This is a genomic window from Isoptericola sp. NPDC056578, from assembly GCF_042793275.1.
In the GTDB taxonomy this organism is placed as follows: domain Bacteria; phylum Actinomycetota; class Actinomycetes; order Actinomycetales; family Cellulomonadaceae; genus Isoptericola.
On the sequence record NZ_JBHTVC010000032.1, the window covers coordinates 18,219 to 30,325 of the forward strand.

At 75.4% G+C, this 12,107-nt stretch carries 14 protein-coding genes; 6 read left to right on the forward strand and 8 right to left on the reverse strand.

Annotated features, from left to right (window positions below):
• Positions 1-47 precede the first annotated feature (47 nt).
• Positions 48-1,454: an MFS transporter gene (locus tag ACFQ80_RS13620; RefSeq protein ID WP_430564023.1), complete on the forward strand. Its 1,407-nt coding sequence runs from the start codon at positions 48-50 to the stop codon at positions 1,452-1,454.
• On the opposite strand, the gene ACFQ80_RS13625 is transcribed toward ACFQ80_RS13620, so the two are convergent.
• Positions 1,438-1,902: a GNAT family N-acetyltransferase gene (locus tag ACFQ80_RS13625; protein WP_430564024.1), complete on the reverse strand. Its 465-nt coding sequence runs from the start codon at positions 1,900-1,902 to the stop codon at positions 1,438-1,440. The two genes, ACFQ80_RS13620 and ACFQ80_RS13625, sit on opposite strands and share 17 nt — an antisense overlap.
• Before the next feature lie 35 nt (positions 1,903-1,937).
• Between ACFQ80_RS13625 and ACFQ80_RS13630 the strand changes: the two genes are divergently transcribed.
• Complete coding sequence (locus ACFQ80_RS13630) at positions 1,938-2,954, forward strand: DUF2804 domain-containing protein (RefSeq protein WP_430564025.1); 1,017 nt, start codon at positions 1,938-1,940, stop codon at positions 2,952-2,954.
• A gap of 29 nt (positions 2,955-2,983) precedes the next feature.
• On the opposite strand, the gene ACFQ80_RS13635 is transcribed toward ACFQ80_RS13630, so the two are convergent.
• Positions 2,984-3,571 (reverse strand): HD domain-containing protein, encoded by a 588-nt coding sequence (locus ACFQ80_RS13635; protein ID WP_430564026.1) that lies wholly within the window; start codon positions 3,569-3,571, stop codon positions 2,984-2,986.
• A gap of 84 nt (positions 3,572-3,655) precedes the next feature.
• Here ACFQ80_RS13635 and ACFQ80_RS13640 point away from each other — a divergent pair, with 84 nt between their 5' ends.
• Together ACFQ80_RS13640 and ACFQ80_RS13645 are read left to right on the forward strand one after the other, a co-directional pair.
• A complete protein-coding gene (locus ACFQ80_RS13640; protein WP_430564027.1) occupies positions 3,656-4,663 on the forward strand; it encodes an NAD-dependent epimerase/dehydratase family protein in 1,008 nt (335 codons plus the stop codon).
• A 181-nt stretch (positions 4,664-4,844) separates the two neighbouring features.
• Positions 4,845-5,612 carry an SDR family NAD(P)-dependent oxidoreductase gene (locus ACFQ80_RS13645; protein ID WP_430564028.1) on the forward strand — a complete coding sequence of 256 codons (768 nt, stop codon included), beginning with the start codon at positions 4,845-4,847 and terminating at the stop codon, positions 5,610-5,612.
• Between the two features lie 106 nt (positions 5,613-5,718).
• On the opposite strand, the gene ACFQ80_RS13650 is transcribed toward ACFQ80_RS13645, so the two are convergent.
• The 3 genes from ACFQ80_RS13650 to ACFQ80_RS13660 are packed head-to-tail and all read right to left on the reverse strand — an operon-like array spanning position 5,719 to position 7,437.
• Positions 5,719-6,216: an SRPBCC family protein gene (locus ACFQ80_RS13650; protein WP_430564029.1), complete on the reverse strand. Its 498-nt coding sequence runs from the start codon at positions 6,214-6,216 to the stop codon at positions 5,719-5,721.
• Positions 6,213-6,590, reverse strand: a complete 378-nt coding sequence (locus ACFQ80_RS13655) for an ArsR/SmtB family transcription factor (RefSeq protein WP_430550135.1) — start codon at positions 6,588-6,590, stop codon at positions 6,213-6,215. Before ACFQ80_RS13655 ends, ACFQ80_RS13650 begins: the two co-directional genes overlap by 4 nt.
• Before the next feature lie 40 nt (positions 6,591-6,630).
• Positions 6,631-7,437, reverse strand: coding sequence for a DUF2599 domain-containing protein (locus ACFQ80_RS13660; RefSeq protein WP_430564030.1), 807 nt, complete (start codon positions 7,435-7,437; stop codon positions 6,631-6,633).
• A gap of 83 nt (positions 7,438-7,520) precedes the next feature.
• Between ACFQ80_RS13660 and ACFQ80_RS13665 the strand changes: the two genes are divergently transcribed.
• Positions 7,521-8,393 carry a siderophore-interacting protein gene (locus ACFQ80_RS13665; protein ID WP_430564031.1) on the forward strand — a complete coding sequence of 291 codons (873 nt, stop codon included), beginning with the start codon at positions 7,521-7,523 and terminating at the stop codon, positions 8,391-8,393.
• Between the two features lie 45 nt (positions 8,394-8,438).
• On the opposite strand, the gene ACFQ80_RS13670 is transcribed toward ACFQ80_RS13665, so the two are convergent.
• The 3 genes from ACFQ80_RS13670 to ACFQ80_RS13680 form a co-directional block, all read right to left on the reverse strand.
• A complete protein-coding gene (locus ACFQ80_RS13670; RefSeq protein WP_430550132.1) occupies positions 8,439-9,578 on the reverse strand; it encodes a M24 family metallopeptidase in 1,140 nt (379 codons plus the stop codon).
• A 64-nt stretch (positions 9,579-9,642) separates the two neighbouring features.
• Complete coding sequence (locus ACFQ80_RS13675; protein ID WP_430550131.1) at positions 9,643-10,566, reverse strand: NADP-dependent oxidoreductase; 924 nt, start codon at positions 10,564-10,566, stop codon at positions 9,643-9,645.
• Between the two features lie 76 nt (positions 10,567-10,642).
• Complete coding sequence (locus ACFQ80_RS13680) at positions 10,643-11,353, reverse strand: DUF981 domain-containing protein (protein ID WP_430564032.1); 711 nt, start codon at positions 11,351-11,353, stop codon at positions 10,643-10,645.
• A 124-nt stretch (positions 11,354-11,477) separates the two neighbouring features.
• On the opposite strand from ACFQ80_RS13680, the gene ACFQ80_RS13685 reads away from it, so the two are divergent.
• The gene (locus ACFQ80_RS13685) at positions 11,478-12,095 is read left to right on the forward strand and encodes a TetR/AcrR family transcriptional regulator (RefSeq protein WP_430550129.1); all 618 of its coding nucleotides are present in this window, start codon (positions 11,478-11,480) and stop codon (positions 12,093-12,095) included.
• Positions 12,096-12,107: the final 12 nt, after the last annotated feature.

Here is a 12,107-nt window from a genome sequence, read left to right on the forward strand (position 1 = left end):
CGCCCCACGACCGGCGCGTCACCGCCATTGCGCCGTACCGTGATCCGGTGAGCACACCGTCCGTGCCCGACACGGCGCAGGCCCGGCTGCGCAGCCGCGTCCTGGTGGTCGCGATCCTGGCGTCGTTCGTGTCGTTCCTCGACGGCACGGTCGTGAACGTGGCGCTGCCCGCCATCGGCGACGAGCTCGGCGGCTCGGGCGAGGCGCGGCTCAGCCTGCAGCAGTGGGTGGTGGACGGTTACCTGGTCACCCTCGGCTCGCTCATCCTGCTCGCCGGGTCGCTGTCGGACCTGTACGGGCGGCGCCGGGTGCTCGTCGCGGGACTCGTGGGGTTCGCCGCGGCGTCGGTGCTGTGCGCGCTCGCGCCGACCGGCCCGGTGCTCGTGGGCGCCCGCCTGCTGCAGGGGGTGGCCGGGGCGCTGCTGGTGCCGAGCTCGCTGGCGCTCATCATCTCGACGTTCGACGGCGAGGCGCAGGGCCGCGCCATCGGGCGGTGGACGGCGTGGACCGGCACGGCGATGATCGTCGGCCCGTTCGTCGGCGGCGGCCTGGTGGACCTGCTGTCGTGGCGGTGGGTGTTCTGGATCAACCTGCCGGTCGTCGTCGTCACGCTCGTGCTGCTGCGGCCGGTGCCGGAGGTGCGGCAGACCACCGGCCGCCGGCTCGACGTGCCGGGCGCCGTGCTTGCCGCGACCGGCCTCGCGGCGGGCGTGTACGGGCTCATCGAGCGGACGTGGGCCGCCGTCGCGGTCGGGGTGGTGCTCCTGGTCGCGTTCGTGGTCTACGAGCGGCGCGCGCGGGACCCGATGATGCCGCCGCGCCTGTTCGCCGCGCGCAACTTCGCGTGGGGCAACGTCGCGACCTTCGCCGTCTACGGCGCGCTCTCGCTCGGCGGGTTCGTGCTCGGCCTGTTCCTGCAGCAGGTGGCGGGCTGGTCGGCCACCGCCGCCGGCGTCGCGCAGCTGCCGTCGACCCTCGCGATGCTCGCGCTGTCGACGCGGTTCGGCACCCTGGCGGCCCGGTACGGGGCGCGGTGGTTCATGACGATCGGGCCGGTGGTCGCGGGCGCCGGCTACCTGCTGCTGCTCACGATGGACGCGGACGCGACCTACGTGACGCAGGTGCTGCCGGGGCTGCTGGTGTTCGGCCTGGGGCTGTCCATCACCGTCGCGCCGCTGACCGCCGCGATCCTGGGCGCCGCCCCGGCCGCCGACGCCGGCATCGCCTCGGCGGTGAACAACGCCGTCTCGCGCGTGGCCGGGCTGCTGACCGTCGCGTTCGCCGGCGTCATCCTCGGCGGGGTGCTCGACGTCGCGTCGTTCCACCGCGCCCTGCTGGTCACCGCGGGGCTGCTCGTGCTCGGCGGGCTGGTGAGCATGGTCGGCATCCGCGATGTGCGCCGTCCGGAGGCCGCGGAGGGCGAGCCGGGCCCCGGCGTCACAGCGGGAGCTTGAAGCCCTCGTGCGACTGCGCGTAGCCGAGCGACCGGTAGAACCGGTGCGCGTCGGGCCGCTGCTTGTCCGACGTGAGCTGGGCCAGCACGCAGCCGCGCTCGCGGCCGCGCTCGTGCGCGTGCTCCATGAGCGCGCGGCCCAGCCCCTGGCCGCGCAGCGCGGCGTCGACGCGCACCGCCTCGACGAGCAGGCGCGTGGCGCCGTTGCGGGAGAGCCCGGGCACGAACGTCAGCTGCATGACGCCGACCACCGCGCCGTCCAGCTCGGCGACGACGAGCTCGTCGTTCGGGCTGGCCTCGACCGCCTCGAAGCCCGCTACGTGCGCGGGCCCGAACACGCCCGTGCGGGAGGCGGCGACGGCGTCGTCGGCGATGAGCTCGACGACACGCGGCAGGTCGTCGCGGGTCGCGAGGCGGAAGGTGACGGCGGCGGCGGGGGAGTCGGGCACGCCCGGACGTTAGCAGGCGGCGCTAGCCTCGCCCCGTGACCGAGCGCGAGATCGTCGCCGACCTGCCCCTCTGCCTCCCCGACGGGCGCCTGGACCCCGACGCCGTCGGCTGGTCGCGCGTGCCCCTGCACGACACGTCCGGCATCGGACGCGGCCTGCGCGGGCTGGGCCGGAACAAGCGGTGGGAGTATTGGGCGATCGTCACCGCGGACCACGTCGTCGCGCTCACCACGTCCGCGCTGGACTACGCCGCGCTGCACCAGGTGTGGGTGCTGGACCGGGCGACCGGCGAGGAGGTCGACGCCGTCGCGATCGCGCCGCTGAACCGGTCGGCGACGCTGCCCGGCCGCCTCGGCGCCGGCCCCGTCCGGTCGCGCACGCGCCCGGTGGCGATCGCCGTCGACGAGGGGCCCGGCGGCACGCGCCTGCGTGCCCGGACGCCGCGCGTGGACCTCGACGTGACGGTGTCCCGGCCGGCGGGCCGGGAGCTGCTCGGGGTCGTGGTGCCCTGGTCGGACCGGCGGTTCCAGTACACCGTGAAGGACGTGGGTCGGCCCGCCACCGGCCGGCTCCGGCTCGACGGCGTCGAGCACCCGGTCGCAACGGGGGCGTGGGCCGTGCTCGACCACGGGCGGGGCCGCTGGCCCTACCGCGCCGCCTGGCAGTGGGGCGTGGGGTTCGGCCGGGGCGTGGACGCCGACGGCGCGGGGCACGAGGTGGCGCTGCAGCTCGGCGGGACGTGGACGCGCGCCGGCGCGACCACGGAGAACGGGGTGCTCGTCGACGGCCGCCTGCACAAGCTCCACGACGAGCTCGACTGGACGTTCGACCGCCGCGCGTACACCGCGCCGTGGCGGGTGCGCGGCGAACGGCTGGACCTCGCCTTCGTGCCCGCCCACGACCGCGTGAGCCGCACCCAGCTCGGGGTCGTGGCGTCGTCCACCCACCAGTGCTTCGGCACCTGGTCGGGCTGGGTCACGACCGACGCCGGCGTGCGCCTCGACGTCGACGGCCTCGACGGCTGGGCGGAGGACGTCGCGCAGCGCTGGTGAGCGTCGCAGCGTCGTCGGCGACCGCGCCGTCAGCGCACCCGGTCGGCTCCGCCCGCGGCGACGTAGGCGGCCACGACGGACGCGGGCTTGCGCGCGGCCTGGTCCCGGAGGCAGGCGCTGAACGTGTCGCGGAAGTCGAGCCGGGGCCACCGGGCCTCGAGGTCCGCGCGGAAGGCCGTGGGCCAGTGCTCGAGCCCGCGGCCGCTGACGTCGGCGCCGGTGGACCGGGCGAGGAGATACCCCTCCGGGCGCTCGCCCGGCGGGACGTCGGCGTCGTCGAGCATGTGGTCGACGACCGCCCGCACCGCGCGGTCACGGCGCTGCGTGCTCCAGCCGGCGCCCGCGGTGACCGCCCAGGCCACGTTGCCGCCCGCGACCTCGAACGGCTCGGCGTGCGCGTCGAACCCGGCCGTGAGGCCGGCGTCGTGCAGGAGGCCCGCGACGGCGAGCACCTCGTCGTCGACGGGGAGGGCCAGCTGCCGGCCGAGGTCGACCGCCAGCAGCGTGGACCGTACGGCATGGTGCACGAGCGCCGCGGGGGAGAAGCGGACGAGCACCTCGAACGCGGCGGTCACGGGCGCGGTGCGGGGAAGGTCGTCCGGAAGGGCTGGGGTCATGTCGTCGGACACTAGCCCGGCGGCGCCTTCTGCCGGCGGCAGAAGGCAGGGCGCGGGGCGTGCGGGTGCGTCAGGGTGGTGCTCATGAGGCTTCTGGTGCTGGGTGGGTCGGTGTTCCTGTCGAGGGCGGTCGCGGCGGACGCCGTGGCGCGAGGGCACGAGGTGGTGGCCGCGAACCGTGGCTCGTCGGGACCGGTGCCGGGTGGCGTGCGGCACGTGGCGCTGGACCGGGCCGACCCGTTCCCGGACGCCCTGGCCGTGGAGGGGTTCGACGCCGTCGTGGACGTGTCGCGCACCCCGTCGCACGTGCGACGCGCGGTGGCCGCGCTGCCGGACGCGCACTGGGTGTTCGTCTCGACGGTCAACGTGTACGCCGACGACGCCGACCCGGGCGGGCCCGGCGTCGGGCGGCTGCGCGAGCCGCTGGTCGACGACGTCGACGGGGCGCAGGACCCGGAGGCGTACGGGGCGATGAAGGTGGCGTGCGAGGAGCTCGTCCGCGAGGGCGCGGCGAGCGCCGCGGTGGTGCGTCCGGGCCTGATCGTCGGTCCGGGGGACCCGAGCGGTCGGTTCGCGTACTGGCCGGCGCGCCTGGCCCGGGTGCTCGACGACGGCGCCGACGTCCTGGCGCCGGGCGACCCGGTCGACCCGGTGCAGGTGATCGACGTGCGCGACCTCGCGGCCTGGCTCGTCGACCTGGCCGAGCGCCGCACCCGCGGGACCTTCGACGCCGTCGGGCCGGTGACCCCGGTCGGCGACCTGCTGGCCGCGGTGGCGCGCGGGGTCGGCGCCGCGCCGCGCTGGGCATGGGCGGACGACGCCGCCCTGGCGGCGGCCGACGTCCGGCCGTGGTCGGGGGAGCGGTCGCTGCCGCTGTGGCTGCCGCGGCCCGAGTACGACGGCATGCCGGCGCACGACGCCGCGCCGGCGCGGGCCGCGGGCCTGTCGCCGCGGCCGGTGGAGGAGACCGCGCGCGACACGCTCGCGTGGCTGCGGGAAGCCCCGGCCGCTGCGGTCACCGGCCTGACCGCGGGGGAGGAGGCGGCCGTGCTGGCCGGGCTCCGCGGGGGCACCGGGGCCCAGGGTTCCTGACGTGGCGGTGTGACGTGTCAGACCCGTCGGGGGCGCGGTCCGCCCGGCGCGCGGGGTTACGGTCGAAGGATCAGCGCCCCGACCCTCACGAGGGCCTCCGGGGCGGACGTTCGTCCCCCGGGCCGTCACCGCGCGTGACCCGTGCGCCCGCCCGCGGGGGCGTGGTGCGAAGGAGACGGACATGACGGCAGTCGGCAGCTTCGAGGGCAGGGTCGCGCTCGTGACGGGCGGCGGGTCGGGCCTCGGCGAGGCGATCAGCAAGGAGCTCGCGGGCCTCGGCGCGAAGGTCGTGGTGACGGACATCCGCCTCGACGCGGCGCAGCGCGTGGTCGACGAGATCACCGCCGCCGGCGGGGAGGCGGCCGCGTTCGAGCAGAACACGGCGGTCAAGGAGGACTCGGCCAAGGCCGTCGAGTTCGCGAAGGCCACCTTCGGGGGCCTGAACTACGCCGTCAACAACGCCGGCATCGGCGGCAAGCAGGCGCCGGCGGGCGAGACCGACCTGGACGACTGGGACCGCGTCATCGACATCAACCTCAACGGCGTGCTCTACGGCATGCGGGCGCAGATCCCCGCGATGCTCGAGCAGGGCGCCGGCCAGAGCGCGATCGTCAACATGGCGTCGATCCACGGCACGGTCGCCGCCATCGGCAACGGCGCCTACACGGCCGCGAAGCACGGCGTCGTGGGCATCACGAAGAACGCCGCCGCCGAGTACGGCGCGCAGGGGCTGCGCATCAACGCCGTGGGCCCGGGCTACATCAAGACGCCGCTGGTCGAGTCGAGCCTGCCGGCCGAGGCGCGCGAGGCCCTCGAGGGCAAGCACGTGCTGGGCCGCCTCGGCGACCCCACGGAGGTCGCGACCGTCGTGCGCTTCCTGCTGTCCGACGACGCGTCGTTCGTCACCGGCGCGTACTGGCTGGTCGACGGCGGCTACACCGCCGTCTGACGCTCGAGCGCCGAGGTCGAGGCCAGGGGCACGAGGTCGAGGCCAGGGGCACGAGGTCGAGGTCCGTGACCTCGACCTCGTGCCCTCACCTCGATCTCGGCGCCGATCAGGCCGCGAGGCCGGCGGCGAGCTCGTCGACGAGGTCGAAGCCCTCCTGCAGCCCGCCCTCCATGCCCGACTCGACGATCGCGTCGCGGACCTCGCGGCTGGGCGCGCGGGTGACGAGCGTGAGGGTGGTGACGCCGTCCTCCTCGGCGAACGTGTAGGTGTTCAGGGTCGCCGCGGCGTCACCGTCGGGCATGCCCTCGAAGACCTCCGTGTGCACCAGGCGCTCCGGGGGCACCACCTCGGTGAACTCGCCGTGGAACGCGACCTCGAAACCGCCGTCGGCCTGCATGACGTAGCGGTAGGTGCCGCCAGGGCGCGGGTCGATCTCGACGCTCGTGACGGTGCCGCGCTTGCCGGCCCACCAGCGGGCGATCAGCTCGGGCTCGGTGAACACGCGCCAGACGGCGGCCGCGGGGGCGGCGAACCGGCGCACGACCTGGATGTCGGTGTCGTTCGGCAGCGTCAGGACGGCGGTGCCGGTGGTGGTGCTGGTCATGATCGTTCTCCTCGGTGCTCCGGGGGCTGGTCCGGGTGGACGCCCGGCGGGGTCTCCAGGGTGTCGAGCAGCTCGTCGATGAGCTCGAACCGCTCCTCCCACAGCCGCTCGTACCGGCCGACCCACGCGTGGATCTCCTGCAGGGGCCGGGCGTCCGTGCGGTAGAGGCGACGACGGCCGTCGTCGCGGACCTCGACCAGCCCGACCTCGCGCAGCACCCTGAGGTGCTTGGAGACCACGGGCTGGGCGACGTGGAGCAGCTCGGCGAGCTCGCCGACGCCGCGCTCCTGCTGCGCCAGGGCGTCGAGGATCTCGCGGCGCCGGGGCTCGGCCACCGCGTTGAACGCATCCGTCGTCGTCGCCGCGCGTGCCATACGACCAACCTATGCCTATATCGGAATATGTCAAGAGGGTTCAGGAGGTCGGGTTGCAGCGCGCGGCCATCGTCGCGACCAGGCCGACGTCGGGCCGCCACGGCTCCAGGTTCCACGAGTCCTTGTCGGGCGCGCCGATCGCGTGGCACTCGAGCTGGTCGTGCATCGTCGCGGTGTCGACGTCGGGGTCCGCCGTCACCAGCTCGGCCCACACGAGGTCGGTGCCCGCCTGCCCCGCCTCCCGCGCCCAGTCCGTCGGGACGACGGCGAGGGACGGACCGCCCTCGCGGTCGCCCCAGTCGGTCCCCTCGACGGCGGTGGTGCCGAGGGTGGTCGTGACGTCGTCGTCCTCGGGTCCCGACGCGCCGTCCGCGAGGGGCCGGACCTCCAGGTGCGTGTCGTCCGCGGCGACGAGGCGCGCGCCCCGGGGGGCGGACAGCCCGCCGACCGTCGTGCCGCCGGCGCGCACCGCGACGCTGCCGTCGGCGCGGGTCTCGAACGCGCCGCCCGAGGCCAGCGCGAGCGTCACCGGATCGTCGGTGTCGTCGGCGTCGTCGACCATGGACCGCTCGAGGGTCACGGTCGACGTGCCCGCCCTCGGGTCGGGGGTGACGTGCACGGGAGGGTCGTCGAGCGCCGCGCCGGGCACCGACACCTCCAGCGTGACGTCGCCGGCCGTCACCTCGATCCGCAGGGGCTGCTCGGGGGTCGCGGTCGGTCCCGGCGTCGTCACCGTGCTCGGCGTCTCCGTCGGCGCGGGCGTCGACGGCGAGCAGGCACCGAGGGCGAGGAGCGTGACGAGGGCAGTGAGGCCGGGGAGCGCTCGCGACCGGAGGAGGGAGTGCACGCCCTCAGTCTCGGGCACGGGGCCCGTCGCGACACCCGACCGGACCCTGGTCATCCGGGTGAGGTTCGCCTAACCTTACCGACGTGAGCACGCGAACGCTGTCGAAGCCGGTCGACCCGCACGTCCTCGTCGCCGAGGTCGTGACGACGAAGCGCCTGGGCCCGCACCTGCAACGGGTCACGCTCGGCATCGACGACATCGATCGCCTCACCCTCGTGGGCGACGACCAGTGGTTCCGGCTGTTCCTGCCGCGCCCGGGCCAGGACACGCTGAAGCTCCCGACGCGCACGTCGAACCTCGGCTGGTACGCGCAGTACCTGGCGACGCCGCGCGCCCGCCGCCCGCTGGTGCGCAACTACACGATCCGCGCGGCGCGGCCCGAGCTGCGGGAGATCGACGTGGACTTCGTGCTGCACGGCCACGACGGCGCGGCGCCCGCGGGGCCGGAGGGCGGGCACGAGCCGCTCGGCCCGGGCGCGGGTTTCGCGCTGTCCGCGCGACCCGGGGACCGGGTCGGAATCCTCGACCAGGGCACCTACCACCACCGGCAGGCCGCGTGCGACTGGCGGCTGCTCGTCGCCGACGAGAGCGGCCTGCCCGCCGTCGCCGGCATCTGCGAGGCGCTGCCCGACGACGCGCGCGGCGTCGCCGTCGTCGAGGTCCCCACCGCCGACGACCGCCAGGACTTCCGGGTGCCGGCCGGCGTCGACCTGCGGTGGGTCGAGCGCGACCGCGCCGCGGCCGACGACCCGGTCCTCGGGGAGGTGCCCGGCCGGGCCGCGCTCGAGGTCGTGCGCGGCGCCGAGCTCCCCGCGGGCAGCGGGTACGCGCTCGTCGCCGGCGAGCAGGCGCTCGCGGCCGGCGTGCGGCGGCACCTGGTGAACGAGCGGCAGTGGCCGAAGGCGGCGGTCGACTTCGTCGGCTACTGGCGGCACGGCAAGGCGTCGCCCAGCTGACCTGCCTTCCACCGGGTGGTCTCTCGCTGGAAGGTCGTTCGTGCGCTACTCGACGACGACGACCTCGTGCGGCGAGGTGTTGAGCCGCACGGCGGCGTCCGGGGCGTCGGCGACGCCGGGGACGCCGGCAGGGAACGCGACGACGATGTCCTCGATGCGCACGCCGAACTCGCCCGGCAGGTAGATCCCCGGCTCGACGGAGAAGCACATCCCGGCCTCGACCGGGGTCTCCTCGCCCTCCACCATGTACGGCGGCTCGTGCGTCGTCAGGCCGATGCCGTGGCCGGTGCGGTGGACGAAGAACTCGCCGAACCCGGCGTCGGCGATGACGGCACGAGACGCGCGGTCGACGTCCTGGCACGTCGCTCCGGGGCGGACGGCGTCGACACCCGCCTGCTGCGCGGCGCGCACCACGTCGTGCACCTCCTGCTCGCGGTCGGTGAGCGCGCCGACGTGCACGGTGCGGGTGGTGTCGGAGCCGTAGCCGTCGGCGAGCCCGCCGAAGTCCATGACCACCATGTCGCCCTCGCGGATCACGCGGTCGCCGGCCTCGTGGTGCGGGTCGGCGCCGTTCTCGCCCGCGCACACCAGGGTGAAGTCGACCTGCTCGTGCCCGTGGGAGCGCAGCAGCGCGTCCAGGTCGTCGGACACCTCGCGCTCGGCGCGCCCCGCGAACCGGCGGGTGACGATCTCGGCGAACACGGCGTCCGCCCCGGCGCCCGCCGCGGCGAGACGGGCCACCTCCTCGGGCGACTTCGCGGCCCGCAGCATGGGCAGCACGGTCGTGACCGCTGCGTACGACGACGCGGGCAGGGTGCGCTGCAGGCCCAGCACGTGCAGCGCCCACGCCGTGTCGCTGATCGCGTACCGCCCGTCCGGGCGCAGCAGCCGGGCGGCGACCGCGTGCTCGTCCTCGCCGTCCACCCAGGCCACGGCCTCGATGCCGCCGACCGCGCCGACCTCGAGGTCGTGGGCCTCGAGCTTCGGCACCACCGCGACCGGGTCCCCGTCCACGGGCAGCACAAGCAGCGTGAGTCGCTCGAGCTCGGCGGCGGGCGTGTACCCGAGGAAGTAGCGCAGGTCGGGGCCGGGCGTCACCAGCACTCCGGCGAGGCCGGCGGCGGCGGCCTGGGCGGCGGCCCGGCGGCGGCGGTCGGCGTGCACGGCGGGGGAGAAGGGCGTCATCTGCCCAGCGTGCCGCGTGCGGCCCCGGCCTGCACCACGGTCGGGCGCGCGCTCGGGCGCACGGTCAGACGCGCACCACGATCTTGCCGCGACCGTGCCCGGTCTCGGAGGCGCGGTGGGCGTCGGCGGCGTCGGCGAGGTCGAAGACCTGACCGACCTCGACCGCGACCTTGCCGGCGTCGATCAGCGCCCCGAGCGCCTCGAGGTCGGCGCTGGACGGGCGCACCCACACGTAGTGCCCGCCGTGCTCCGTGCGCGCCGTCGCGTCCGTGATGGACGTGATCGTGCCGCCCGGGACGAGCACCGCGGCGCTGGTCGCGACGGCGTCGCCGCCCACGTAGTCGAGGGCGACGTCGACGCCGTCCGGGGCGAGGGCGCGGACGCGCTCGGCGAGCCCGTCGCCGTACGTGACGGGCTCGGCGCCCAGGTCGCGCAGGAAGTCGTGGTTGGCCTCGCTCGCGGTGCCGATGACGCGTGCGCCGAGGCTGCGCGCGATCTGCACGGCGAAGGCGCCGACGCCGCCGGCCGCCGCGTGCACCAGCACCGTCTGGCCCTCCCGCACGCCGGACCGCAGGACCGACTGGTAGGCCGAGAGCCCCGCGAGCGGCACGGCCGCCGCCTCCTCGAACGTCAGCGACGCGGGCTTGCGCGCCAGCGTGCGCACGGGCGCGGCGACGAGCTCGGCGAACGTGCCGCCGTGCACCCAGTCCTTGCGGACGTACCCGTACACCTCGTCGCCCACCTGGTACTCGGGGGTGTCGAGGCCCACCTGTTCGACGACGCCCGCCACGTCCCAGCCCGGGACGACGGGGAACTGGGTGTCGAACAGGCCGTCCAGGTAGCCCTGGCGGACCTTCCAGTCGACGGGGTTGACGGAGGCGGCGCGCACCCGCACGACGACAACGTCCGCCCCGGGGTGCGGGTCGGGCTGGTCGGTGAGCTCGAGGACGTCGGCACCGCCGAAGCGGGAGTAGGTGATGGCTCGCATGCCCGGCACAACAGAGGCCGGGCCGCGAGACTTCCCGCGACCCGGCCCGTGCCGGCCCTGCCGTGCTGCGACGGCGTCAGCCCATGGTGTTGACGATCAGCCCGATGTGGGTGAAGAAGTTCATCGCGCCGAACAGCAGGAACGCGAGCCCGGCGAGGCCCCAGGCCCAGCCGATGACGACGCGCAGGCCGCGACCGGCGCCGTCGCGCAGGGCGAGCGGGAAGAGGATCGCGCCGAGTCCGACGAGCGCGATGAGGCCGGACATGAAGATCGCCTCGACGAGCGGGTAGGCGGCGAAGGCGCCCGAGATCGGCTCCTGGGGCGGGGCGGCGAAGAGCTGGTACGTGACGCCGGCGATCGCGATGGCGACCAGGCCGAGGCCCATGCCGAGCACGAACACGGAGACCGGGCGGGCGACGGCGCGCAGGTGGTCGGTGGCGTCCTCGCGGGCCAGCGCCTCCTTGCCGCGCGTCCACAGGTAGAAGGCCGCGGCGAGCAGCAGCACGCCGAACGCGAGGCTGGTCTCGCCGAAGATGATGTTGTCGAAGGGGAAGCCGCCGGCCGCCAGCGGCCAGGTGAGCGTCATGTGCAGCCCGGTGGCCGTGAGGATCAGGCCGAGCACGCCGAACGCGAGCGACCAGCCTTCGGCCACGACCTTCCCGGGCGCGCGCAGCAGGTCACGGCCGAGCCGCACGAGCAGGATCAGGCCGGCGCCCACGGCGACGGACATCACGGTGTTGTAGGTGGGCATCTGCGCCCAGTCGATCACGAGGCCATCCGCGGCCATCAGGTTCACTGCTCGTTCATCTCCTCGGTCCGGGCCGCCCGGCGGCGGTCTGTCGATCGGCTAAACCATACGCGCGTATAGGTTATTCCGGCGCCGTCACCGTGCCGCGCCTACGATGGGCGGCGTGACGGAGGACGACCGGCCGCGGCGGCGCCGCATGGTCCAGGGGCGTGGCGCCGACAAGCAGCGCCGGATGGTCGAGGCCGCGGCGACGCTGCTCATCGACGAGGGGTTCGACGCCGTCACGCACCGCCGCGTCGCCGAGGCCGCCCGCCTGCCGCAGGGCTCGGCGTCGTACTACTTCCCGACCAGCGCGGCGCTCGTCGCGGCCGCGGTGGAGGCCGCCGAGGACGTCCGCGGCGCCGCGGCTCAGGCCGCGGCCGAGGCGCTGCCGCACCGGCGGCGGTCCGCGGCGACGGCGGCGCGGCTCCTGATCGAGGTCCTGTACGCGCCCCACGTCGACGACACCGTCGTGGCCCGCCGGCTCGACCCGATGATGACCGCGATGCGCGACCCGGCGCTGCAGCCGATCATGCGGCGCTCGCGACCCCGCTTGCTCGGCGCCGCCCGTACGGTGCTGCAGGCCTCGGGGTTCGAGGGGGCGTGCGAGGACCCGCGCGACGTCGACCTCGTGGCGCACCTGGTCGACGCCGCCCTCCTCACCGCGGCCTCGTCGGGCACGGACCGAGTGCTGGACCGCGCGGGGGAGACGGTCGCCCGGCTGCTCGAGCGATGGCGCTGACGCGGCTGTCGG